This window comes from Cryobacterium soli (genome assembly GCF_003611035.1).
GTDB lineage: Bacteria > Actinomycetota > Actinomycetes > Actinomycetales > Microbacteriaceae > Cryobacterium > Cryobacterium soli.
In genome coordinates this window covers 2,750,582-2,773,414 of sequence record NZ_CP030033.1, presented here as the reverse complement: position 1 = coordinate 2,773,414, position 22,833 = coordinate 2,750,582, and the positions used below count along the sequence as shown (strand labels likewise).

The window sequence follows — 22,833 nt, the reverse complement described above, 5'->3', positions numbered from 1 at the left end:
CAGAGGTTTTGTGCCGAATGCTTTAGTTTGAACTTATGGAATTGGGTCAGCTGCGCGCGTTGCGGGAGTTGGGCGACCGCGGCAGCATCGCGGCCGTGGCAGCGGCGTTGTACGTCACGCCCTCGTCGGTATCGCAACAGATCAGTGCGCTGCAACGCACCTCGACCGCTCCGCTGACGGCCAGAGACGGTCGTCGCACGGTGCTCACTGACGCTGGGCGCGCCCTGGCACTGGCGGCGATCGACGTGGAAGTGGCGCTCGAACGCGCCGGACAAGCGGTGGCACGCTTCCAGGGCGACCAGCTGGGCGCGGTATCGGTGGCGGCCTTCCATAGCGTGGGGTTGGCCGTCTTCGGACCGCTGATCGCCGCAACACTAAGCCCCGACCGCCCCGACGTTCAGCTGAGTGATTTCGACGTGGCCCAGGAGGACTTTCCACTCCTCACGACCGATCATGATCTCGTTCTGGCGCACCGAATGGTCGGCAGCCCGCGTTGGCCGGGTTCGGTTCGGGTGGAGCCGCTTGTGTACGAGCCCCTCGACATCGCGGTCCGGCGCGATCACCCGCTCGCCGCGAAGGCCGCGATCGAGCCCACGGATCTCCACGACGAGGCCTGGGTCGCCGTGCACGAGGGATTCCCACTTCGGCAAGCCTTGTCTGTGATCGCGGGCATAGGCGGACGCGAGGCTCGCGTGCTGCACCAGATCAACGAGTTCGCGGTTGCGGCCTCGGTCGTCGAGGCGAGCGGATGCGTCGCGCTCATGCCCCGCTACACGACCGACCTGCGCGACCACCCGAACCTAGTTCTTCGCCCGCTCGCCCGCCCCGACCTCGGCCGGCACATCGACTGCCTGGCTCGACCAGAGACCCTGGAGCGCGCCAACGTGAAGGCCGTGCTCTCGCAGATCAGGACCATCACCGAAGGTCTTGTCCGGTGACTCTCCTCGGGTGGCTCAATCGTGTGAACGCCGCTCACCCGTGGAGCCACAACGACTTCTATGGCCCGTGGGTTGTCCGCCAAGTGATGTCGAGTGGAGCTCGCACGGTGCTCGACGTTGGGTGCGGAACCGGGAATCTTCTGGCGCGGCTGATTCCGAGGGCGGTGACGCTCACGGGGCTGGAGCCCCACGACGCAACGGCGAGAATCGCGGCCGAGCGATTCGAAGGCATGGAGGGTGTGAGGATCCGGGCGGAGTCCTTTGAGGGCAGAGACCCTCGTGAGAGGTTCGGAGCCGTTACTCTCGTCGCGGTACTGCACCATCTTCCACTCCGGGACGCGATGAGAGACCTCGCCCTTGCCCTCGAGCCCGGGGGTCGACTCGTGATCGTGGGCTGCTATCGCGAGGCAACTCGAACTGATCGGCTGGTCTCGCTCGCCGCACTGGTGCTTAATCCGCTGATGGGCCTCGTGAAGCACCCGCGACGCACACGTGTCACTCCGGAGAGCATGACGGCTCCCACCGCGCCCGCACGCGATTCACTTGCAGAGATCTCCGCTCACGCCGCTCAACTGCTACCCGGCGCACGAATCCGTCGACGGTTGTTCTGGCGGTATTCGCTGGTCTACGACGCGCCCCGCTGAGCAAAACAGCGTTGCATGGGCAGTGAAGACCGGCTAACTGGTTGTAGATCGGAGGACCACTGACCATTCCACCGGGGCAGCTTCGTCCTGCGCGCCAAGAGCCAGCCTGGCCGCCGACGCTCCCTGGGCTCGCAAGTCTTGGGCCACGGAGCTCAGCCGGTTCGCGGCAGCCGCTCTCGAATCGTCCCAACCGCTCACAGCGAGGGCCCGGGGAATGCTGACTCCCATGGTTGCCGCCGCCGTCAGAACGCCGACCGCTTGTTCGTCGCTCATCGCCGCGATCGCGTCAACGGGGTGGTCGACGGACAGCAGCTGCTCGGCGAGCGACTCGGCCTCGCGCTCGTCGTTGGTTGCGGTGGCAGCGACCACCACGTCGCTCCATTCGAGTCCCAGCGCAATGATGGCGTCCCGGTAGCCGAGGAGGCGATCCCGGGTGACAGGAAACTGCACGGTCTCGGGGTCGACGCCCGACGCGATCACCGTCTGACGCGCGGAATCGAGGGGAAAGCTGAGGATTGCGGGGCGACGCGCGCCGGCGAAGGTCTTCATGCCCATTGCGAAAGCGGCAGCCCGGTTGTCGATGCTCACCAGCTGGAGTCCCCCGCGAGCGGGCCCACCGTGGATGACCGCGGGCCGACCGCTGGCTGAGACAGCGTCGAGGACGGGGTCGTCGTCGGTCATCGTCCAGATGACAAAGGCATCGACGGCGGCTTGACCCACGCGGACGCTGTCGTCTGCTGTCCCAGCGGTGGGCACGATCAGCATTCCGTATCCGCGATCGGCACAGACCTCTGCGATGCCGGCCAGAAAGGCGACCGCCTGCGGGTTGTCGAAGGCGTAGGTGAGGTGCTCGCCCAGGATCACCCCGAGCGTGCGGGTGCTGCCGTAACGCAGCGACCGCGCGGCGGGGTCAGGTCCCACGTAGCCCAATTCGGCAGCGGCGTGAAGCACCTTGTTCCGGCTCTCGATGGACACCCGGTCGGCACGGTTGTACGTGTACGACACCGTCATGACGGACACGCCAGCTCGCTCGGCGACCTGAGTCATGGTGGGGCGACGATGCGCAGGCGATTGCATAACCCCAGTGTAACTGTGTAACGTCACACACATGGTCTCTCACGAGCAATCCCTTCACAAACTGGTGGTGGCCGCGTACCTTGCCGCCGCGTCCTTCGGCTCCTTCTGGGGAGCGTGGGGGGCCAGCATCCCGCGCATCAGGCTGCAGGCTGGAGTAGATGACGGCCAACTGGGCGTCGCCCTTCTTCTCGTCGGCGCCGGCGCCCTGCCGGCGATGCTCGTCACGGGCCGGGCACTGGACAGATGGGGACTGCGCTTCGCCGCGGCCGCGATCATTGCCCTCGGCGCAGCCGGACTGGGTGTCGCGCTCACCGCGCACGACTTCATTGCCCTCTGCGTTGGGCTGGCGGTCGTCGGAGTCGCCAGTGGGGCCACGGATGTCGCGATGAATTCCATCGCCGGGCGCGCAGAGCAGGCGTCGGGCGTGGCGATCATTCTTCGCTCAGGGGGCGTGTTCTCGAGCTTCGTCGTGCTGGCGAGCATCGCTACGGGGGCGTCCTCGTGGGTGGGCGCACCGGTGGCCACTCCGTTCTTCGTCGTGGCAGTGTTTTCCCTGGCCGCGTGTGTGAACCTTTTGCGTTCCCTCCCGGCTCAACCCCTCACAGAGGCGGAGCGCGAAGCGCCCGGTGCCCCGGTGCCCGCGTCCGACCGCAGCCGCCGGCTGCGCTGGACACCACTCCTGCTGGTCGGGACACTGGGGGCACTGGCATTCGCCAGTGAGAACGCGCACCAGAGCTGGGGTGCGGTTTTTCTCGAGGACCAACTCAGTGCCGGCCCAGGGTTCAGTGCCGTGGCGCCGGCGGTCTTCGCCGGCGTCGTGGCCGTCACCCGGTTCTCGCTGGGGCACATCCAGCGGGGCAACGAGGAGCTGATGTTGATCCTGGGGTCGGTTACTGCGGCAGCCGGCGCCCTGATCATCGCGGGATCTGCGACCGTCTTGATGGCCATCCTCGGGCTGATCGTGGCCGCAGCGGGCACCGCGGCCTTGTACCCGACCATGCTCAGCCTCGTTTCCCGCGGCGTGGACGAGGCCTACCGCGGCAGAGCCACCGCGATTGTGACCACGGTGTCGTACATCGGTTTCCTCCTCGGACCGGTCTATGTCGGCATCTGGTCACAGCTGACGGGCTTGCGCGGAGCGATGCTGGCTGTCGCAGCCCTCGGCGTCATCCTGTCGCTCGTGTCGGTGCCCCTCCTCCACCTGTCCGGGTACGGCAGTCGGCGAGCGGACCGGGTCATTGTCAGGGACGTGGCCACAGGGGTCGGACCAACCGCGACCCCTCCCGCAGAGGCTCGGCGTCGAAACGTGTGACCGTCTCCGCGACACCACGCTCGGCCCATTCGACGCCGATGAGGAGTTCGCCCTGGGGCGGCGTCGGCCAGATCCAGAAGTCGCGGGCCCAGGAATCCATGAAGACCTGGGGACGGTCCATGCCCTCGATCACAGGTCCGTCGCCGGCGAGCGTCTCGATCTCCCCGGTGCCGGCCCACGGTGACTCGCTCTGGGTGGAGACCATCCGCCCGTCGCTGTATCGGACACCCCACCGCAGCCCATCGGGCTGGAACTGTTGGTCCATGTGGCCGCGACCGTGCGCCCGGTTCAGGTATGCGAAGACTCGTTGACGCGCCTGCAGTCCGACCTCATTGATACGGATGTTCAGCCGCAGCAGGAACCCCTCACTGAAGCAGCGGAACCCGTCGACCAGGATCACCGTGGAGTCGGACCTGCCCAGCTCTACCGGCGTTCCGACGGACACGGGCATCTCGTGCCAGCCCGGCCCCATCCATCCGGCAGCGTCGAACGGCGTCAGGTCGTCGTCGTCGGTATACGAACGGGCGGGAATCTCGGGAAAGAACGAGTCGGTCATCTGTGAACCTCTGGTCTCGACGGAGCTGTGCGGAGCAGGGTCTTCGTACGAGCGCGGCTCATTCGAAAGCCGGGCAGCACGCCCACGCTACGCCACCGTCAGACCGAGCCCTGAAAACCGTGCCTTACCCTCAACGGCCAGGCTCAGATCGACGCATCGGCCGGGCGCCCGGTCCGAGTACGCCCGCTGTCATGTCGCACCCACAGCACCACCAGCATGAACAGCAGCACGACATGCACCACCGAACTGGCGCCGCCCTCTTCGATCCAGCCGAGGATCCCCAGCGAGAAGCCCTGTGTGAGACCGTTCTGCGCGTACCCGGCCACGAGCGACCACAGTGAGACACCGATGAGCGCGGCCGTTGCCGTGGCAAAGCTCACGCGGAACAGGAATTGCGATCGCCTGGGGCGGTTCCGCACCGCGGCAACGAGGACGAACACCACGAGAGCACTCCACGCGGCGATGGCGAGCAGCGGCAGGAGCGCTGGCCCAGGCTGCGTCACCCGCACCAGCTGATTGCTCAGGTCGAAGTGGGCGCCGCCCATGAGGCCGGTTCTCTGGATGGTGAGAATTCCGATTCCGAAGACGAACACGAGACTGACTGCAACTCCGGCGAGCGCCCACGCTGCGTTTCTCATGCAGGGTGGCCGATCGAGCGTCGACGTTCGCATGTGTCACGAATTCTGGCGGTAGCGCTGATTGGGTCCCCCTGATGCATTGCCATCGAATCGCCCATACTACCCAGGGCGCTCCAGAGCGGTCACTGCGCGTTCCTCAGACGGGGTTCTGTGAGCGCGTCCTCTACCATGGGCCCTGTGCCGGATACCCGTCAAGACTGTGTTGAGACAGCGCCCCTGCCTGGAGCGTCGTTGCCGCAGGCCATGACTCGATTCGTGAGCGGCGCCTTCCGCCTCCGCGGCCGGGCGAGCCGCAGCGAGTACTGGTGGTGGATGATCGTGAACGTCGTGGTGCTGGCGCTCGCGCAGCTTGTCCTCCCTGCACTGATCTCGGGACGAACTCCGCAACCGACCCTGCTCGTGGGTCCGTTCGGCTCGTGGCTGTTCGCAACCATCGAGCTGATCAACTGGAATCAGACTGACGCGCCCAGCTCACCTGCCGCGGCGTTCTTCTTGATCCTGGCCGGGCTGTGGCTCATCCTCACTGTCATCCCGGGTTTCACCGTGGCGGTCCGCCGTTTTCACGACTCGAATCTGTCGGGCTGGTGGGGGCTGCTCGTGCTGGTTCCGATCGGCTCGTACGTCCTGCTCCTGCTCGCTGCTCGTCGCTCCCGGCTTGAGGGAATGCGTTTCGACGTCTAGTTCCGTGGGTCTACCGTGCGGTTAGGCCCGAGCCGAGCACGCACGCTGTCTTCACCCACACGCACGAGCACTACCCGGACTCCCACCACCGGCACACCCACTGGGCCCCATCTCGAGGTCCGTCACCCCAGCCAACGACGCCATGGCACAAGCGGCGCAGGCTCCGCCAGCGCCTGAGGGTTACCGACCGATCCCGTCGAGCTCGGCGAGGTCATCGGCGGACAGCATCAGGGCCGCACCGGCCAGGTTCTCGCGCAGGTGCTCGACCGACGAGGTGCCGGGGATCAGCAGGATGTTGGGTGAGCGCTGGAGCAGCCAGGCCAGTGCCACCGACATCGGCGTGGCCTCGAGTCGTACGGCCACGGACGAGAGCGCCACGGACTGCAACGGCGTGAAGCCGCCGAGCGGGAAGAACGGCACGTACGCGATGCCAGCTGCAGCCAGGGTGTCGATCAGCTCGTCGTCGTGCCGGAACGCCAGGTTGTACATGTTCTGCACGCTCACGATGGGGGCGATCGCTCGAGCCTCGGCCACCTGCGCCCCCGTCGCGTTGCTCACCCCGAGGTGACGGATCAGCCCCTCCTGCTGCAGCTCGACCAGGGCCCCGAACGCCTCGGCGATCGATTCGGCCACAGGGCCCTCGGCGTTGCCCAGCCGCAGATTGACCAGGTCGAGAACCTCGAGCCCGAGGGTCTCCAGGTTCTCGTGTACGGAACGACGCAGGTCTGCGGGCTGACGGGCCGTGGGCCATCCGCCCTGCGCATCGCGGTTGGCGCCGACCTTGGTGACCACGTGCAGCGAGTCCGCATAAGGGTGCAGCGCCTCGCGGATCAGTTGGTTGGTGATGTGCGGGCCGTAAGCCTGGCTGGTGTCGATGTGCGTGATGCCCAGGTCGATGGCGTCACGGAGCACCGCGATGGCGCCGTCACGGTCGGCGGGCGGACCCATGACCCAGGGTCCGGCGAGCTGCATGGCGCCATAGCCGAATCGGGTGACGGTGAGGTCGCCCAGGGTCCAGGTGGCGCCGGGGAGCGAGGTGGTGGACGTGTTCATGTGGTTGTGCCCTTCCGATCAGATTGGCTGGGTGCGTAAGGTTCCCAACGGATACTTGCCCCAGTATCGTGAAGTAACTTCCCGTTGAGAAGAAGGCACTGTGAAGTGCCTAAGGCACCCGACCTGCCCCCACACCCACTGAAGGAGCGATGAATGACGACCTCGACCGCCGCGGAACGCCGAGAAGAAGCCCGGGCCCGGTACAACGCTTTCCTGGCGGTGTGCCCCAGCCGCAAGCTGCTCGATCGGATCTCCGACAAATGGGTGACGCTGATCCTCGCCGCACTCGGCAGCGGCCCCGACTGCGACGGTGACCCGCGTCCCATGCGCTTCTCGGAGCTGGCCCGCCTCCTCGCCGGAGTGAGCCAGAAGATGCTCACCCAGACGCTGCGCTCCCTCGAGCGTGACGGCCTGATCACCCGCACGGCCACCCCCACGGTGCCTGTCACGGTCAGCTACGAGTTGACCGCCCTGGGCCTCTCCCTGCACGAGCTGATGCGCGGCCTCAAGTCCTGGGCCGAACTGAACATGGACGACGTCCTCACCAACCGCGCCGCACACGACGCCCAGGCGGCCTGAGTCGAGTTCGCGGCCGCTGCGCCGCTAGCGCGCTGAGTCCAGCGGACCCGGGGCCGCCGTTGCCGCGTTGCGCGCGGCAAGGCGGCCGAAGGCGGCGCTGAGCTCGGGCGGGCCGATCACCTCGATGTCCGTGTCGAAGCGGTTGAGCGAGGCGGCGAGCGCGATCCATGACCATGATCCTGCCTCCAGGCGGCAGCGGTCGGGGCCGAGGTCTTCGACGATGCCGTCGCCGGCGAAGGGGAGCACGTCGCGGGCCGGCAGGCCGAGGATCACCGTGCCGACACACGGCCACCTGCCGGCCTGGTCGGACCCGGTGAAGCGGCTGGCGACGTAGTCGGCGGCGCTGCCGCCGGGGATCTCCCGCGGGGTGAATCGCGGCCCCGTCGGGATGCGCGGGGTGATGCGGTCGGCGCGGAAGAGCCGCCAGTCGTCGGCATCGAGATCCCACGCCACGAGGTACCAGCGCCCCTGACTTGTCACCAGGTGGTGCGGTTCGACGCGTCGGGGCGGCGCCTCATCCCCGCTGCCCGAGTCTCGGCCCACGTACCCGAAGCGCAGCACCTCGCGGGCGCGCACGGCCGTCGAAATGGCGATGAGCACATCCGTCGACACCGCCTGGAGCGCAGGGTCGCCCGGCCGACGCGGCAGGGTCGTGAACTCGAGGGCGTTGAGGCGGTGGCGGAGGCGCGCCGGCATCACCTGCCGCACGGTCGTGAGGGCACGCAGCGCCGCTTCCTCGATCCCCACCCCGGTCACGGCCGCCGCCTGCAGGGCCACGGTGAGGGCGACCACCTGGTCGTCGTCGAAGAGCAGCGGGGGCAGCTCACTGCCGGCGTCGAGGCGGTAGCCGCCGACCGGCCCCATGGTGGCCTGGATGCTGTAGCCCATCTCGCGCAGGCGCTCGACGTCGCGGCGCACCGTGCGATGGCTGATCGATAGCCGCTCGGCCAGCAGCGCGCCCGGCCAGTCGCGCCGGGTCTGCAGCAGCGACAGCAGGGTGAGCAGCCGGGAGGTGGTCGTGGTCATGTCTCGATCGTAAGTCGAGTGTAGGTCCGAAACTGACCTAGACGATTGCCAGAGTGGTTGTTGTCGGGATCACGCCCGGCACCTTCTCACTAGGAGCAGAGATGACCATCACCACGACCACCCACCTCAATTTCCGCGGCGACGCGCGAGCGGCCCTGGAGTTCTACCAGTCCGTGTTCGGCGGCCGGCTCACCATCGCCAGTTACGCCGACTTCGGCATGCCCACGGATGCGCCGGGCGCCCACAATGTCGTCTTCGGCCAGGTCGACTCCCCCGACGGTTTCCGGGTGATGGCGTACGACATCCCCGGGCAGTCCGGCGGCACTGCTGCCGTCTCGGGCTCCACCCGCCGGGAGAACGGCGTCACCATCACCGACCAGCCGTTCTTCGTCTCGGTGCGCGGCGAATCGCTGGATGAGGTACAGGGGTACTGGACCGCCCTCTCGGTCGGCGCGTCGATCGTCGAGCCCCTCGGCGCCTCGGCCTGGAGCCCCGGCTTCGGCATGCTCACCGACGGCTTCGGCATGCTCACCGACGGCTTCGGCGTCACCTGGATTCTCGACGTGGCGACCCCGGAGACCCGCTAATTTAGGGGGATGGAAATTCGGGAAGCACGCGCGGACGACTGGGCCCAGATCTGGCCGTTCCTGCGCGACGTCGTGGCGGCCGGCGAAACCTACTGCTGGCCGCGCGACACCACCGAGGAGGCCGCCCAGGCCTGGTGGATGGCCAAGCCGGGCGGGCGCGTGTTCGTGGCCGACGACAACGGCCAGGTGCTCGGCACCGCCGAGCTGCACCCCAACCAGCCCGCGGCCGGCAGCCACGTCTCCAACGCCGGCTTCATGGTGGCCCCGCAGGCCGCCGGCCGCGGCATCGGCCGGGCCCTGGCCGAGCACGTGCTGGTGCAGGCCGCGAACGCCGGTTTCCACGCCATGCAGTTCAACGCCGTGGTCGAGTCCAACCACAACGCGGTCAGCCTGTGGAAGTCGCTGGGGTTCACGGTGCTGGCCACGGTTCCGGCTGCCTTCCGGCACCCGGTCAACGGCCCGGTGGGCCTGCACGTGATGTACCGCTCCCTTGAGACGCCCCTGCCGGCCTGAGCCCGGCCGGAATCCGATCGTGGGCGCGGGCACATCCGTCGCCCGCTGTTCACCGTGCGGCCTTAGTCTGGCCTCATGACCGAGACACTCGACGGCGCCACCTCCAGCCCGGCCGGCCCCACCCCCACCCGCGCGGCCGTGCTCGCCTGGAGCCTGTGGGACTGGGGGTCGGCCGCGTTCAACGCCGTGGTCACCACCTTCGTCTTCGCCGTCTACCTCACCGGCTCGTCGTTCGGCGACAAGGACGTCATCGCCGCCCAGCTGGGCTGGGCGCTGGCGATCGCGGGATTCCTCATCGCGGTACTGGCCCCCGTCACCGGTGCCCGCTCGGACTCGTCGGGCCGACGCAAATACTGGCTCGGCGTGAACACCTTCATCGTGGTGGCCCTCACCGCCGCCATGTTCTTCGTGCAGGCCTCCCCCGACTTCCTGCTCCTTGGTCTGGTGCTGCTCGCCGCCGGCAATGTGTTCTTCGAGCTGGCGGGCGTGAGTTACAACGCCATGCTCGCCCAGGTGTCCACCCCGCGCACAATCGGCAAGGTCAGCGGCTTCGGCTGGGGCATGGGCTACATCGGCGGCATCGTGCTGCTGCTCATCGTGTACTTCGGCTTCATCAACCCCGAGGTGGGCCTGTTCGGCGTCACCAGCGAGAACGGCCTCTCGGTGCGCGTGACCATGCTCATCGCCGCGGCCTGGTTCGGGCTGTTCGCGCTGCCGCTGTTGCTCCGAGTGCCCGAATACCGGGCACCGGATGCCGAACGGCGCGCCAAGGTGGGCTTCCTGCAGTCCTACGTGGAGCTCGGCCGCGACGTGGCCCGGCTCTGGCGCACCAGCCGCCAGACGGTGTACTTCCTCGTGGCGAGTGCCGTGTTCCGGGACGGCCTGGCCGGGGTGTTCACCTTCGGCGGTGTGCTCGCGGCGTCGGCGTTCGGGTTCTCGCCCGGCGAGGTGATCATCTTCGCCATCGCCGCCAACGTGGTCGCCGGCATCGCCACCATCAGCGTGGGAGTGCTCGACGACAAACTCGGTGCCAAGCCCGTGATCATCACGGCGCTGATAGGCCTGATCGTCAGCGGCAGCCTGGTGTTCCTGCTGCACGACGGCGGCCAGATCGTCTTCTGGACGGCCGGACTCGCTCTGTGCCTATTCGTGGGCCCGGCCCAGTCCGCCAGCCGCACGTTCCTGGCCCGCATCATCCCAGCCGGACGCGAGGGCGAGGTGTTCGGCCTGTACGCCACCACCGGCCGCGCCGCCAGCTTCCTGGCACCCACCGCTTTTGCGCTCATGGTGACGGTGTTCGGCGAAACCTACTGGGGCATCCTGGGTATCGTGCTCGTGCTGCTGGTGGGGCTGCTCCTGCTGCTACCGGTGCGGGCCAAGCCCAGCCGGATGGCCTGAGCCGGCCTACCCGCCCGGCAGGGTGGCGATGACGGCGGCCCAGAGCACCGGATCGGTTCCGGTGCCGACCGAATTCAGCGTGGCCCCGGTGTTGACCATGGTGAAGGGCACCGACTGTATGGACTCGTCGCAGGACGCGGTGACCTCGGTGGGTTCGACACCCGGTGATGACGCGGTGACGGTGATCGAGTTGCCGTCGCCACCCTGACAGGCCAAGCGCAGTTCGTAGCTGCCGGGAGCGACGTCGGCTGTGACGCCGGACCCGCTGTCCTGGGCTGCCGTGATCTGGCTGTTCGTGTAGAAGACGTACTGATCGGTTCCGGTGATCGGGAACACCTCGCCGGCGAAGTCCGCCGACGCCTCGGAGTTCCAGGTCGACGCGGGCGTGGGGGTGGGCGAGGCAGTGGCTGTGGCGCTGGGAGTCGGCGCGGGGCTGCCGCCGGCGGCTGGTCCGCCGGGGCTGCCGCATGCCGCCAGTCCCACGGTCGCGGTCAGGATCCCCAGGGCGCCGATGAGAGTGCGCGAACTTCTCTGCGTGCGGCCCATGGGATCACCCCTCCGCACCGGGCAGGAGCTCGGTGACAGCGAGTGCCCATTCCACGGGCGCTTCGCTGTCGCTGAGCAGGGTGAACTCCGTACCATCGCTGGTGGTGGAGAACGTGATGCCCGAGGAGAGGTCGGAGCATCCGCTGGTCAGCGTCGTGCCGGCATCGTTGTTCGCGCTGAGGGTCACGGTGGTGTCAGCGTCACCTCGGCACGCCAGATACACCGAGTAGCTGCCGGCCGGCAGGGTCGACGCCGTGAGGGAGAACGACCCGGGTGCATCACCCTGGAATTGTCCGTTCTGGGCCAGGATGAATCCGTCCGCCCCGCTGGTGGGCACGGTGCCGGCGGCCCAGGCGGTGGTCTCAGCCGGGTCGATGGAGGCCGTTGGAGCAGGCGTCGTGGTCGCGGTGGGAGAGGCGCTGGATGCGTCTGGAGCGCTGGCGGTCGGCTCGGGTTGCGCCGTCGTGCACGCCGCCAATGCGGCGACGAGGGCCACTCCCCCCAGAGTGACAAAGACGGTTCGACAGGTGTTCCGTGTGTTCCCCATCGATTCAGTCAACCGCAGTCGAGGCCCCGGCAACAGGCAGGATCGTTCCCGGGCGTGTTGCTGCGGGCCGGTCCCGACGGATTTCGGCATTCCTGCCCGCCGGCTGCTGACCCGCTCGAGCCGTGTGTGGGCGGCCGAATTGCATACGATTTCGGCGGAGGCCGGAGGGTCAGTACTCGAGATCGTCCGCGGCGAGCCACGGAAAGTCGACCTCGCCGGCCACGGCCGTCGCCGGTTCCACCTCGTGGATCTCCAGCACCACGCACACGCCCGGCGACACGAGAACCGCCACCGCGACGTCTCCGGCCACAGGCAGCGAGACCATTCCGCCGCCGGCTCGCACCGCGCTGGTCAGTGCCGTCGTGAGTTCGGCCACATCGCACGAGCTGTGCAACCGGAACGGGCGATCGCCGACCGTGAGGGTATACGCCTGCATCACGCCTCCTCGATCGACACCTCAGGCTAGGCCTAAAGAGCGTGACTGTATACAGCTTGACAGCGCCCGGCTCCACATGGATGAACCGGGCGGCTCACGGGTACGGTGGAGCGATGAACCATCTCACGGGCTTCCGGCCGGCGACGCGGGACTTCTTCGCCCGCGACTCGCTCGAGGTGGGGCCCGAGCTGTTGGGCTGCGTTCTGCAACGGGCGGATGCGCACGGCACCGTGGCCATCCGCCTCACCGAGGTGGAAGCGTACGGCGGCGAGCGCGACCCGGGCGCCCACGCCTACCGGGGCAGGACGGCCCGCACGGCGAGCATGTTCGGCGAACCCGGGCACCTCTACTGCTACTTCACCTACGGGATGCACCACGCGATCAACCTCGTCACCGGCCGGGCCGGGCAACCGTACGGCTGCCTGATCCGCGCCGGCGAGGTAGTGGCGGGTGCCGACCTGGCCCGGGCCCGGCGCCTGGCCAAACCGCGCAGCAGCCCACTGCGCGACTGGGAACTGGCCCGCGGCCCGGCGTGCGTGGCACAGAGCTTGGCCGCCACCCGGGACAACGACGGCGACGATCTCTTCGGCGGGCAGTGGAGCGTCTGGGTACCCGAGCATCCGGCCGCCGTGCCGCACCTCACCGGGCCGCGCGTGGGCCTCAGCGGCCCGAGCGGAGACGGTGACGCCTTCCCGTGGCGCTATTGGCTGCCCGGCGAGCCGTCGGTGTCCACGTATAAGAAGGCCCGCCCCTCGTCGGCATCCTGACGGTTCGCTGAACGCAGCCTGACCATTGCGTCTCGGTCCGAAATCCACCGGCGCCGGCGCGGGCTGTCGGGGCAGACTGGAGCGATGACCAACTCACTCATCCAGAAGGCCGAACTCCTCAACGCTCTGCACGTGCCCGGCACGCCGCTCGTCGTCACCAACGTGTGGGACGCCATCACGGCGAAGATCGTCTCCGAAGCCCCCGGCGTGAAGGCCCTGGCCAGCGCTTCGCACTCCGTCTCCAACGTGCGCGGGCTGCAGGACGGCGAGGGCCTGAGCGTGGACGAGGCCATCATCGCCGCCCGCATCATCACCGGCGCCACGGACCTACCGGTCTCGATCGACTTCGAGAAGGGCTACGCAGCGGATGCCGCGGGCGTGACCCGGAACGTGCGTCGCCTCATCGAGGAGGCGGGTGCCGCGGGCATCAACATCGAGGACTCGGTGGGGGCGCCGAAGGCCCCGCAGTTCGACATCGCCACCGCCGCAGCGCGCGTGGCGGCCGCCCGCGCGGGCGCCGAAGAGGCCGGTGTTCCCCTGGTGATCAACGCCCGGGTGGACACCCTGGCCGGCGGCGGCGAGTGGGCCGAAGCCGTGCAGCGCGCCAACGCCTACCTCGATGCCGGCGCCGACGTGATCTTCTTCCTCGGCCTCGGCGACGAGGACAAGGTCAAGCGCGCCCTCGACCAGGTGAACGGCCGCATCTCGGTGATCGGCCACCCCGGCGCCGTGCCGCTCCCCCGGCTGGCCGAACTCGGCATCTCCCGGGTGAGCTTCGGCCCCGGCACCCTGGGCCTGGCCCTCTGCTCGCTGCAGCGGGCCGCCACCCAGCTCACCGCCCTCGGCGACTACCCCGACGACCTCGGCTTCCCCTTCGAGATCTAACCCGCTCCCTCCCTCCCCCGCCCCACGACGGCGGGGGCGGGTGGGATTCTGGGCTGGCTAGGGTGGGATATGCCCACTTTCGCCAGCCACGACGGCACGATCCTGCACTATGACGTTCGGGCAGCGGAAGACGGCTCGTCCGGACATCCACCCCTGATCGTGCTGGCCGGCGGACCCGCCCGGCATCCGGTCTACCTGGGCGACCTCGCCGGGCTCACCCGGCGGCGCACCCTCCTCGTGCTGCACCAGCGTGGCGTGGGCGAGTCCGCGGGCTCTCCGACCGCGGCCGCCGCCGCCTGGCCCGAACTGGCCGAGGACGTCGAGGCTCTGCGACGCGAGCTGGGCATGGACACGATCGAGCTGCTCGGCCACTCTGCCGGCACCCGCGTGGCACTGTCCTACGCGGCCCGGTACCCCCAGAACCTCGCTAGCCTCTGCCTGCTCACGCCCCCGGTGGGATGGATCGTGACGGCCCCAGACGACAGCGAGCACATCATCGCGGCGCACCGCGACGAGCCCTGGTTCGCCGAGTACGTGGCCCACCGCTCGGATGCGTGGTCTGCGACGTCCGCCGCCTCCCTCAACCGCCAGTTCCCTTTCGTGGCACCCATCGCCTGGGCCCGCTGGACGCCGGAGGCCCGAGCCCACGAGGGCACCGGAGCGTGGCATCCGGCGGCCCAGGACGCCTTCTTCGGATTGGCCGACCCCACTGGAATCGCCGAGCGCCTGGCCGAGGTGCGCTGCCCGGTGCTCGTGGTCGCGGGCGCCGAGGACGGCCTGACCGGGCATGGGCCGGTGCGGGCGCTGGCCGATCTCTTCGGGAAGGGTCGCGCGGTGAGCATCGCCGACGCCGGCCACTACCCCTGGGTCGAACAGCCGGATGCCTTCGCATCCGCACTGAATGACTTCTATCCCGTGTAGGTGGCGCCGGGCACAGCCCGTTTCCCTCGTGCCCGGTCGGTGTCAGGATGCTGCTGCCCGGGCTGTCTCGTGCGCCTCGATTCGAGCGGTGGGCAAGCCGATCTCTCGAGGGGGAAGCATGACGACCTTTGGTGTTGAGGAGGAGTACTTCCTCATCGACCCGCACACCCTCCGGCCGGTGGGTGCGGCGGATGTGGTTCTGGACGAGCTGGGGCCGGAGACGACCGAGACCGGCCTCGTCACACACGAGTTCCTCACGTCCCAGGTGGAACGGGCCACCCCCGTCTTCACCGACCTCGACGAGGCGGCAGCCGACCTGGCCCGGTTTCGGGGCCGCCTCGCCTCCGCGGCCCGGTCGCACGGCGTGCTGGCCGTCGCGACGGGCACCCCGTTCGACGCGGAGGCGGTGACGGGCGTCACGCGGTCGAGCCGGTACCAGCAGATCCGGGCAGGCCTGGGCGATATCGTGCGGGACCACCAGATCTGCGCCACCCACGTGCACGTGGGGGTGCCCGACCGGGAGGCCGGGGTGCAGGCGCTCAACCACGTGCGGGTATGGCTGCCCACTCTGCTGTCGATCAGCGGCAACTCGCCGTTCTGGCGGGGCCGTGACACCGGGTTCGAGTCCTGGCGGGCCGTGATCATGCGGCGCTGGGCCACGACCGGATGCCCGCCCGCGTTCACGGATGCGGCCGACTACGACAGACGCCTCCGCCGGCTGGTCGGGGTGGCCGGCACCGTGGACACAGCTACCGTGGCCTGGTATGCCCGGCTGTCGGAGCGCTATCCCACCCTGGAGGTGCGGGTCGCCGACGCCCAGATCGATCCCGGCTCCGCGGTGCTCCTGGCGGCGCTCGTCCGGGCCCTGGTCGTCACCGGCCTGGCAGACGCCCACCGGGGCGTGCCGCCGCCGGAGCTGGAGCCGGAGTTGCTGGACGCGTCGCTCTTCCACGCCTCAAGAGACGGCGTCGGCGGCCGCCTGCTCCACCCCGTGACCCGGGAGCTGGCACCGGCCCGCACTGTGGTGGACGGCTTGCTGCGCCACGTGGATGATGCCCTGAGCATCGCCGGGGACCGGCTGCGGGTCGCCGCCCTGCTCGACCGCCTCTGGGTGTCGGGCACGGGCGCGCAGGCGCAGCGGCGTGCGCTGCAGAGCGGCGGTCTCGCCGGGCTGCGCGAGCTGTACGACCCGGCGCGCGCCTGACCGGGGCGTTCAACCGGCGGCGAGGACCTCGGCCACGAACCCGGCCGAGCGGGTGCGGAGCATAGCCATTCGGTCCAGACGGGCAGCGGCCACGTCGAAGCCGATGTAGGCCATGGAGGGCAGCTTCCGCACGTTGACGGAACACTGGAACTCGGCGCAGACCCAGGTGGCGATGGTGTTGCCGTTGCGGCCGGAGGCCCCGGCGCGTTGGGCGCTGAAGAGCACCACCTCGTTGGGCAGCTTCACGTCCCGGCACCAGGAGCACTGGGCGCGGCGGGCCGGCGACGCATCCGCCTGGCGGAGCACGATTCCGACAGGCTCGCCGTCGTCGACGGGAACGACCACGTAGGCGCGGCGCTTCATCTTGGGATCGGTCCAGCCGAGGAAGTCCACGCCGGGCCAGTCGATCTCGTCGAAACCCGTCGGCAGGGTGATGTCGGCGACGACCTTGCGAGACGCGTTCACGAACGAGGCCTTGATGGCGGTGGGGGTGAGGGGGAGCATGCGGGTCTCAATCAGTGGTGGGGTCGACGGGGTGTGCGGGCCAGTTGCGGAGCGACATGTCGACGGCGTCGAGCACTCGCGCCCAGCTCTCGGCGGCCGGCGGGGTCGAGTGTTCGAAGCCGCCGCCGGCCTCGAGCGCGACGAAACCGTTGACCGCGCTGCCGATGAGGCGCACGGCGTGCACCTCGTCGTCGGGCGTGAGGCCGTAGCCGCTCACGATTCCGCGGGCCGCGCGGGCGATCCGGCCGCCGGCGGCGATGGCTGCGGTATCGGGGGCGGCGCGGCGTTGCGCGGCCTGCCACCGACCGGGGTGGGCACGGGCGTAGTCGCGATGCGCGTCAGCGAAAGCGAAGAGTGCATCCCGGCCGGCCTTTCCCGGCAGGGTCTCGGCCAGACGGTCGGCGAGCTCCGCCAGCGCGAAGGCCGCGGTCGCATCGAGCAGGGCGTCGAGCCCAGCGACGTGCGAGTAGACGCTGGCCGGCCGCACGTCGAACCGGCGGGCGAGCGCCGACACCGTCACGGCGGCAAGCCCGCTGGCGTCGGCCAGCTCGGCGGCGGCCTCAACGAGTCGCGCCTCGGTCAGTCCCGGTCGTTGCATTCCGAACTCCTATGGGGTGTAGTGGATTAACTACAGTCTATAGGAAGTGGCCGGTTCAGTCGAGCGTCGGGGCGCCGGCCCCCGCCAGTAGCTGGAACTCCGCGCGGCCAGAGGCCACCCCGTTCACCTGCACCTCGAGCGCATGCGCACCCGGGTAGTAGCGCCGGGTGGTGATGGCCCGGAACGAATGAGTGCGCCGCAGCTCCACCCGCTCGCCCGGCGCCAGGGTCACCGTGGTCAACTTGAACGTCTTGCCGGCCAGGCTGCCATTGGCCTTCTGGTGGTGCATGACGTAGTCCACCGCGAGCCGGGCCGACGCGTCGCCGGCATTGCGGATGCTCACGGTGAAGCCGATCGTGCCACCGAAGTCCACGGTCGTGGCGTCCAGCTCCGGCCCGTGCACCTCCACCTCGGCGGGGTGGAAGCCGAGCTGGGCCAACGCCTGCGGGTTGCCCTTCCTGACCAAGGTGCGGAGCGCGTGCCGCACGAGCTGGGCGGTGTTCTCATCCGGTGCGGCCAACCAGGCGGCCGTGGTGGCGGTGACCAGGTCGGGCTGCTGCCGGCTGAGGTCGTTGACATGGTTGGCCACCGACCGGCGCACCACCTCGTCGTCGTCCCGGTAGAGCGCGTGCAGCACCGGCAGGGTGGCGGTGGGGTCGTTCAGCAGGGCCGGCACCCGGATGGCCCAGGGCAGGAACGGCCGGGTGCCCTCTGACGCCAGCCGGCGCACGGCCGGGTCGGCGGAACCGGTCCAGTCGAGCACGATCGGCAGGGCCCTGGCGAGGTCGTGGTCGAGCAGCACCCGGATGGCGAACTCGGCCGTGAGCCGCGGAGTGAGGGCGGCGAGCATCCGCATGCCGTCGTCGAACGCCGCCCCCGTGCCGGCGTCGATGGCCTTCTGGGCGATGGCCGTGGTGACCGGCCAGATCAGCCAGCCGCCGAACGCCAGCGGGCCGGCGGCGGCGGCGCGGATGGTTCCCGCGAACGTGTCATAGTCGCCGGGCAGATCGGCCAGCAGTGCGTCGCGCAGCAGGTCACTGCGCTCCCGCAGCGAGAGCGGCCCGAGCGCCGTGGCCGCGGCCTGCAAGGCGGGAAGGTCGGCATGCGGGACGGCGGCCTGGATCGCCGCGGTGAGCGCGCGGGCGGTGGAGACTCCGATGAGTTCGTCGGCGAAGGGCATGGGGCTCCAGGTGGGGAAGAGGTGTGGTCGGTCTCCAGCGTGGCACACCGACCAAGGGGTGCGGGCAGACCGGGGAGGCGGGCACTGGCAGAGCCTGTTGCGCAGAGCCTGTTGCGCAGAAGCCGCCGTGGGTAGCGTCGAAGGCGCGGCACATGGCCTCGCATCACATCATCCGCTCGATGCCCGGCCACAACGAAGGGAGCTCCCCCATGAGCACGTGGACCGCTGACGAACTCACTCGCATCGGCACCGCCGAGGAACTGCAGGTCTCGTCCACCCGCACCGACGGCACACTGCGCCCCTATGTCACCATCTGGGCGGTGCGCGCGGGCGACGACATCTACATCCGCTCCGCGTACGGATCGGCCAACCCGTGGTTCGTGCGGGCCGGGCGAAGCGGCACCGGGCGCATCCGTGCCGGCGGGGTGGAGAAGGACGTGACGTTCGCCGCCGCGAGCCCCGAGGCACACGCCGCGATCGACGCCGCGTACCACGCCAAGTACGACCGCCACGGGCCGGCGATCGTGGGCACGGTCACCGGGTCGGATGCCGAGGCGACGACCTACCGGCTCGTACCGCGGGCCGGCTGACGCGCGCCGGCGCTCTCCCGGGACCCTCCGACAGCGAATGCCGCCCCGCGCGGTGGCGCGATGACCAGCGCCACCGCGGCCCCGCCCAGCACGAGGCCCAGGAGAGTGGCGAGGGTGAAGGGCTCTCCGAAGAGCAGGGCGCCGGCGACGGCCGTGGTGGGGGCCACCAGGTAGAGCAGCGCATTGAGGGCGGTGATGCCCAGACGACGCAGGAGATACCAGTACAGGGCATAGGCCGTGAGCGTGGGGAACACCGCGATCAGCACCGTGGTGACCCAGAAAGTCAGGCTGGCCGGCGGGATCAGCGCTCCGGTGAGGGCGCCCAGCAGGGTCACGGCCACCAGCGCCACTGCGGCATGGATGGCCATGGTGGCGAAGATGCCGAGCCGGGAGGTGGTGCGCTGCTGCAGGAACGTGGCGGTGACGAGGCTGGCCAGCGACACCAGCGGCAACAGATATGCCGGGGTCGGCGAGACCGAGCCGGAGGCATCCGCCGCCACGATCAGCACCACCCCGAGGGCTCCGAGCACCAGACCCAGCCATTGCGCCGCGCGCACCCTGAGGCCGAGGATCGGCCCGACCAGGGTGGCCACGACGAGGGGCTGCACCGCGTCGATGAGGGCCGTCGTGCCCGACGAGACGCCGGCGGCCACGGCCAGGTAGATCGGCAGCACGTAGCCCACCTGAGCGAAGAGCCCGATGGTGAGGTGCGGCCGGATGTCCCGCCACGGCGGCATCGCGGCGGGGGCGCTGCGCAGCCTGAGCACCGCCATCCCCACCAGCAGCAGGCCGCCGACCACGAGGAAGCGCCAGACGAGCACCGTGAGCACGGGGGCGGTCTCGGTGCCGATCTTGGCGATGATGAAACCCGAACTCCAGGTCAGCACGAAGGCGGCCGCGGCGGCGGCCAGGAGGAGCCGAGAAGGTATACCGATCTGTTTACTCATGCCCTCGACTATACAGAACGGTATAGTTGGCGCATGACCGTTGCGACCCCACCCGTTACGACTCCGCCCGAGGTGAACCCGCACTACACGCCCGGCGCCGAGAAACTGCTCGCCGCGGCCTCCGAGCTGTTCTACCGGGAGGGTATCCACGCGGTCGGCGTGGATGCCATCGCAGCCGCGGCCGGGGTGACCAAGAAGACCCTCTACGACAGGTTCGGGTCGAAAGAGGCGCTGGCCGTTGCCTACCTCCGCGGGCGCGACGCCCGATGGCGGGAGCACCTGGAGCGTGAGCTCGCCCTGCAGCCGCCAGGAAGCGTCGAGCGGATCCTCGCGGTGTTCGACGTGTCGGGCCGCTGGGCGATCTCCGACAGCTCCAAAGGCTGCAGCGCCATCAACGCGCGTGCCGAGATGGACGATTCGGCGCATCCGATCGCCCTCGAGGCCATTCGCCAGAAGAAGTGGATGCGCGAGGTGTTCGCCCGGCTCTGCCAGGAGGCGGCCGTTCGTGACACAGACCGCGTCGCGAACACCCTGATGCTGCTCTACGAAGGGGCCCTGGTGACCGTGGGCATGGAGACGTTCGCGGATCCGTTCGCGGCCGGCCGCGCCGCGGCGGCGGCGATCCTGGCGGCGGCGGTTTAGGAGCTACCGGCGCCGACGCCCGTCGGCCCACGTGGGCGCCACCCCGAACAGCTCGGTGGCCCGCTCCAGAACGTCGCGGTGCCGCCAGGCCACATGGCCGCGGTGTCGCAGCGCCCGGGGCACCCGTGCGGCAGCCACCACGTTGCCCACCAGCCAGGGCAGCGGGGTGGATGCGGCGAATTGCAGCGCCGACGGGTCGGGCAGCACCACCCGCCCGGCCATCACTGGCGTACCGGTGAGCACCTGCTGCACCACGCCCTCGGCCACGAGCGCCTGCAACCGGGGGTCGAAGTGCACCGGCAGCAGCGGCTTGGGCCCGATGCCCCACAGGTGCGCCAGGCCCACGCGCTGTCCGGTGGCCGCGAGCGTGCGGATGCGCAGCTCGAGCGCCCGGAAGTTCCGGCGGTCGCGCTCCCGGGTGACCAGGTCGAGCACGAAGAGCACGTCCAGCTGCAGCGGTTCGTTGCCGCGCTCCCCCGGAACGATGTCGCGGGGCGCGGGGAACGGCCGAGGGCTCACCGCGGTGCTCCGGTAGGGCGACGCGGTGCCGGCCGTGATGGCGGCGTGCCAGAGCGGGTAGGCGCTGGCGTAGGCGATGCGCGAGTCGTGCATCCAGAACGGCCGGATCTCCTCGCCGGTGAGGGTCGCGGACCGGTAGCGCTGCAGAGTGAGCGGTGCCTCCGGGCGCACGAGGTCGCTGGGGCGGTGGAACGCGGCCTGGATGCGGCGGCGGAACTCGCTGTCGGCGCCCTTGGTGACGGTGTCGAAGTAGCCCACCAGGCCCAGCACCCGCTCGCGGCGGAACATCAGCGACGGTTCGCAGAGCTTGAGGTCGCGGCCGCGCGGCTGCAGCAGACCCAGGCTGTCCGTGACCCGCAGCGCGTGGGAGGAATTGCTGGGCGCATCCGGGTTCTCGAGCAGGTGGGCGGCCTGGGTCTCGAGCCGGCGCGGGTGGGCCCAGTCGTCGGAGTCGTGCATGGTGACGAAATCCCCGCGGGCCAGGTCGAGGGCGATGTTGCGGCAGGCGTACGTGCCGCGGTTGCGCTCCTGCCGCACGAGGCGCAGGCGCGGATCCAGCACGGCGAGCGCGGCCAGCTCGGTGAAGATACCGTCGTATTCTGCGGGCGAGCCGTCGTCGATGATGAGCAGTTCGAGGTTCTGCCAGCTCTGCGCCCGGATGGACGCGATGGCCGTGTGGATCTCGGGGCCGGGCCGGTAGCAGCTCATGATCACGGTCACCAGGGGACCCTGCACGAGCGTCACTTGGGGCGCACGCAGCCGGTCGAACGCGGTCTCGGAGCCCTCGAGGGTGGCCTCGGCGTGCCGGGGCGGTTCGAGTCCGGCCGCCGCGAAGACGTGGTTGAAGGCGTGCCGCCACGCATCCGGCGACACCGGCGTCTCGGTGCGGTGGTGCGGGTTCTGCCGGTCGGCGTCCACCTGGCGTTGCGCGGGGTCTGCGTGCGACCAGGTGGCGAGCAGGGCATCCGCGTGTGCGTGACGACCGGCGCCGATCAGAGCGGATGCGAACAGGTGCTGTGCGTGCTCAGGCAGAACCCGGGCGCCGTGGGCGGTGAACGCGGCCTCGTAGAGCAGGGCGGCGTCGGCGAAGCCGGCAGGGTTGGTGGCCTCGTGCAGCAACACCCCGGCCAGTGCCACCAGCGCGTGCGCCTGGCGGCGGGTGGGCGAGGGCGTCGGCACCGCCTCGCGCAACCGGCGCAGCAACTCCTCGGTGGCCACCCGGTCCGTGGTGGCGCGGGCGGCGAGCAGGTCGCGCGCGCGGCGGGAATCGGCCCACTGCACGGCCACACCCAGGTCGGCGCTGGAGAGCGTGCCCGGCCCCGTTGGCTGCCGCTCGGGCCGGCGCGGCCGGTCGGCCCGCTGGCCGCGGAGCGCGGCGGGGAACCGTCGTTTCGAGGACGGCCTCGCCAGAGAGTCGGATGTCTCGAAGATGACCATGCGCGTCTCGTCCAATCGGTCCTGGGGTCGGAAGTCGGCACACGATAGCAGCCGGAAACGTCGCCGAGATGAACGATTCGGGCGCACATCGCCGGGTTCGGAGAGGCA

At 69.7% G+C, this 22,833-nt stretch carries 27 protein-coding genes; 14 read left to right on the top strand and 13 right to left on the bottom strand.

From position 1 onward, the window contains the following. The first annotated feature begins 35 nt into the window (after nt 1–35). Both DOE79_RS12855 and DOE79_RS12850 read left to right on the top strand, forming a co-directional pair. Nucleotides 36–938, top strand: coding sequence for a LysR family transcriptional regulator (locus DOE79_RS12855; RefSeq protein WP_120338831.1), 903 nt, complete (start codon nt 36–38; stop codon nt 936–938). Beyond that, nucleotides 935–1,582 (top strand): class I SAM-dependent methyltransferase, encoded by a 648-nt coding sequence (locus tag DOE79_RS12850; protein ID WP_120338830.1) that lies wholly within the window; start codon nt 935–937, stop codon nt 1,580–1,582. The genes DOE79_RS12855 and DOE79_RS12850 overlap by 4 nt, the downstream gene beginning before the upstream one ends. Before the next feature lie 33 nt (nt 1,583–1,615). Here the strand turns inward: DOE79_RS12850 and DOE79_RS12845 are convergent, their stop codons facing one another. After that, nucleotides 1,616–2,659 (bottom strand): LacI family DNA-binding transcriptional regulator, encoded by a 1,044-nt coding sequence (locus tag DOE79_RS12845; RefSeq protein ID WP_220094226.1) that lies wholly within the window; start codon nt 2,657–2,659, stop codon nt 1,616–1,618. 31 nt (nt 2,660–2,690) lie between these two features. On the opposite strand from DOE79_RS12845, the gene DOE79_RS12840 reads away from it, so the two are divergent. Beyond that, nucleotides 2,691–3,971 carry an MFS transporter gene (locus tag DOE79_RS12840; RefSeq protein WP_120338828.1) on the top strand — a complete coding sequence of 427 codons (1,281 nt, stop codon included), beginning with the start codon at nt 2,691–2,693 and terminating at the stop codon, nt 3,969–3,971. On the opposite strand, the gene DOE79_RS12835 is transcribed toward DOE79_RS12840, so the two are convergent. Together DOE79_RS12835 and DOE79_RS12830 are read right to left on the bottom strand one after the other, a co-directional pair. Next, nucleotides 3,901–4,527, bottom strand: a complete 627-nt coding sequence (locus DOE79_RS12835) for a hypothetical protein (protein ID WP_120338827.1) — start codon at nt 4,525–4,527, stop codon at nt 3,901–3,903. The two genes, DOE79_RS12840 and DOE79_RS12835, sit on opposite strands and share 71 nt — an antisense overlap. A 143-nt stretch (nt 4,528–4,670) precedes the next feature. Further along, a complete protein-coding gene (locus DOE79_RS12830; protein ID WP_162942743.1) occupies nt 4,671–5,165 on the bottom strand; it encodes a hypothetical protein in 495 nt (164 codons plus the stop codon). 243 nt (nt 5,166–5,408) lie between these two features. Between DOE79_RS12830 and DOE79_RS12825 the strand changes: the two genes are divergently transcribed. Further along, on the top strand, nt 5,409–5,846 hold the full coding sequence (locus DOE79_RS12825; RefSeq protein ID WP_162942742.1) for a DUF805 domain-containing protein: 438 nt from the start codon (nt 5,409–5,411) through the stop codon (nt 5,844–5,846). 180 nt (nt 5,847–6,026) lie between these two features. Here DOE79_RS12825 and DOE79_RS12820 read toward each other — a convergent pair whose 3' ends face one another. Continuing rightward, on the bottom strand, nt 6,027–6,899 hold the full coding sequence (locus DOE79_RS12820) for an aldo/keto reductase family oxidoreductase (RefSeq protein ID WP_120338824.1): 873 nt from the start codon (nt 6,897–6,899) through the stop codon (nt 6,027–6,029). A 153-nt stretch (nt 6,900–7,052) separates the two neighbouring features. On the opposite strand from DOE79_RS12820, the gene DOE79_RS12815 reads away from it, so the two are divergent. Then, on the top strand, nt 7,053–7,478 hold the full coding sequence (locus DOE79_RS12815) for a winged helix-turn-helix transcriptional regulator (RefSeq protein ID WP_120338823.1): 426 nt from the start codon (nt 7,053–7,055) through the stop codon (nt 7,476–7,478). A gap of 24 nt (nt 7,479–7,502) precedes the next feature. Here DOE79_RS12815 and DOE79_RS12810 read toward each other — a convergent pair whose 3' ends face one another. Continuing rightward, nucleotides 7,503–8,504 carry a helix-turn-helix transcriptional regulator gene (locus tag DOE79_RS12810; protein WP_120338822.1) on the bottom strand — a complete coding sequence of 334 codons (1,002 nt, stop codon included), beginning with the start codon at nt 8,502–8,504 and terminating at the stop codon, nt 7,503–7,505. A 101-nt stretch (nt 8,505–8,605) separates the two neighbouring features. Between DOE79_RS12810 and DOE79_RS12805 the strand changes: the two genes are divergently transcribed. The 3 genes from DOE79_RS12805 (at nt 8,606) to DOE79_RS12795 (ending at nt 11,002) form a co-directional block, all read left to right on the top strand. Further along, complete coding sequence (locus DOE79_RS12805; protein WP_120338821.1) at nt 8,606–9,091, top strand: VOC family protein; 486 nt, start codon at nt 8,606–8,608, stop codon at nt 9,089–9,091. A 9-nt stretch (nt 9,092–9,100) separates the two neighbouring features. Continuing rightward, nucleotides 9,101–9,604, top strand: a complete 504-nt coding sequence (locus DOE79_RS12800; RefSeq protein ID WP_120338820.1) for a GNAT family N-acetyltransferase — start codon at nt 9,101–9,103, stop codon at nt 9,602–9,604. Between the two features lie 75 nt (nt 9,605–9,679). After that, nucleotides 9,680–11,002 (top strand): MFS transporter, encoded by a 1,323-nt coding sequence (locus tag DOE79_RS12795; protein WP_120338819.1) that lies wholly within the window; start codon nt 9,680–9,682, stop codon nt 11,000–11,002. 6 nt (nt 11,003–11,008) lie between these two features. On the opposite strand, the gene DOE79_RS12790 is transcribed toward DOE79_RS12795, so the two are convergent. From DOE79_RS12790 to DOE79_RS12780, 3 genes are all read right to left on the bottom strand, one after another. Then, on the bottom strand, nt 11,009–11,548 hold the full coding sequence (locus tag DOE79_RS12790; protein WP_120338818.1) for a hypothetical protein: 540 nt from the start codon (nt 11,546–11,548) through the stop codon (nt 11,009–11,011). A 4-nt stretch (nt 11,549–11,552) separates the two neighbouring features. Further along, complete coding sequence (locus tag DOE79_RS12785) at nt 11,553–12,044, bottom strand: hypothetical protein (protein ID WP_120338817.1); 492 nt, start codon at nt 12,042–12,044, stop codon at nt 11,553–11,555. Nucleotides 12,045–12,264: 220 nt separating this feature from the next. Beyond that, nucleotides 12,265–12,531, bottom strand: a complete 267-nt coding sequence (locus DOE79_RS12780; RefSeq protein WP_120338816.1) for a hypothetical protein — start codon at nt 12,529–12,531, stop codon at nt 12,265–12,267. Nucleotides 12,532–12,644: 113 nt separating this feature from the next. Here DOE79_RS12780 and DOE79_RS12775 point away from each other — a divergent pair, with 113 nt between their 5' ends. The 4 genes from DOE79_RS12775 (at nt 12,645) to DOE79_RS12760 (ending at nt 16,308) form a co-directional block, all read left to right on the top strand. Next, complete coding sequence (locus DOE79_RS12775) at nt 12,645–13,298, top strand: DNA-3-methyladenine glycosylase (protein WP_120338815.1); 654 nt, start codon at nt 12,645–12,647, stop codon at nt 13,296–13,298. A gap of 84 nt (nt 13,299–13,382) precedes the next feature. Next, nucleotides 13,383–14,183 carry an isocitrate lyase/PEP mutase family protein gene (locus DOE79_RS12770; RefSeq protein ID WP_120338814.1) on the top strand — a complete coding sequence of 267 codons (801 nt, stop codon included), beginning with the start codon at nt 13,383–13,385 and terminating at the stop codon, nt 14,181–14,183. A 69-nt stretch (nt 14,184–14,252) separates the two neighbouring features. Further along, a complete protein-coding gene (locus DOE79_RS12765; protein ID WP_120338813.1) occupies nt 14,253–15,104 on the top strand; it encodes an alpha/beta fold hydrolase in 852 nt (283 codons plus the stop codon). A 118-nt stretch (nt 15,105–15,222) separates the two neighbouring features. Further along, on the top strand, nt 15,223–16,308 hold the full coding sequence (locus DOE79_RS12760; protein ID WP_162942741.1) for a carboxylate-amine ligase: 1,086 nt from the start codon (nt 15,223–15,225) through the stop codon (nt 16,306–16,308). A 9-nt stretch (nt 16,309–16,317) separates the two neighbouring features. Here DOE79_RS12760 and DOE79_RS12755 read toward each other — a convergent pair whose 3' ends face one another. From DOE79_RS12755 to DOE79_RS12745, 3 genes are read right to left on the bottom strand one after another with little or no spacing between them, the layout of a single operon-like run. Next, on the bottom strand, nt 16,318–16,812 hold the full coding sequence (locus tag DOE79_RS12755; protein ID WP_120338811.1) for an FBP domain-containing protein: 495 nt from the start codon (nt 16,810–16,812) through the stop codon (nt 16,318–16,320). A gap of 7 nt (nt 16,813–16,819) precedes the next feature. Beyond that, on the bottom strand, nt 16,820–17,410 hold the full coding sequence (locus DOE79_RS12750) for a TetR/AcrR family transcriptional regulator (protein WP_120338810.1): 591 nt from the start codon (nt 17,408–17,410) through the stop codon (nt 16,820–16,822). A 55-nt stretch (nt 17,411–17,465) separates the two neighbouring features. Then, nucleotides 17,466–18,590 carry a DNA alkylation repair protein gene (locus DOE79_RS12745; protein ID WP_120338809.1) on the bottom strand — a complete coding sequence of 375 codons (1,125 nt, stop codon included), beginning with the start codon at nt 18,588–18,590 and terminating at the stop codon, nt 17,466–17,468. 209 nt (nt 18,591–18,799) lie between these two features. On the opposite strand from DOE79_RS12745, the gene DOE79_RS12740 reads away from it, so the two are divergent. After that, complete coding sequence (locus DOE79_RS12740) at nt 18,800–19,180, top strand: DUF2255 family protein (RefSeq protein WP_120340325.1); 381 nt, start codon at nt 18,800–18,802, stop codon at nt 19,178–19,180. On the opposite strand, the gene DOE79_RS12735 is transcribed toward DOE79_RS12740, so the two are convergent. Then, nucleotides 19,153–20,127 (bottom strand): DMT family transporter, encoded by a 975-nt coding sequence (locus DOE79_RS12735; RefSeq protein ID WP_120338808.1) that lies wholly within the window; start codon nt 20,125–20,127, stop codon nt 19,153–19,155. The genes DOE79_RS12740 and DOE79_RS12735 overlap by 28 nt on opposite strands. 33 nt (nt 20,128–20,160) lie before the next feature. Between DOE79_RS12735 and DOE79_RS12730 the strand changes: the two genes are divergently transcribed. After that, nucleotides 20,161–20,769: a TetR/AcrR family transcriptional regulator gene (locus tag DOE79_RS12730; RefSeq protein WP_120338807.1), complete on the top strand. Its 609-nt coding sequence runs from the start codon at nt 20,161–20,163 to the stop codon at nt 20,767–20,769. 3 nt (nt 20,770–20,772) lie between these two features. Here DOE79_RS12730 and DOE79_RS12725 read toward each other — a convergent pair whose 3' ends face one another. Then, nucleotides 20,773–22,725: a glycosyltransferase family A protein gene (locus DOE79_RS12725; RefSeq protein ID WP_162942740.1), complete on the bottom strand. Its 1,953-nt coding sequence runs from the start codon at nt 22,723–22,725 to the stop codon at nt 20,773–20,775. Nucleotides 22,726–22,833: the final 108 nt, after the last annotated feature.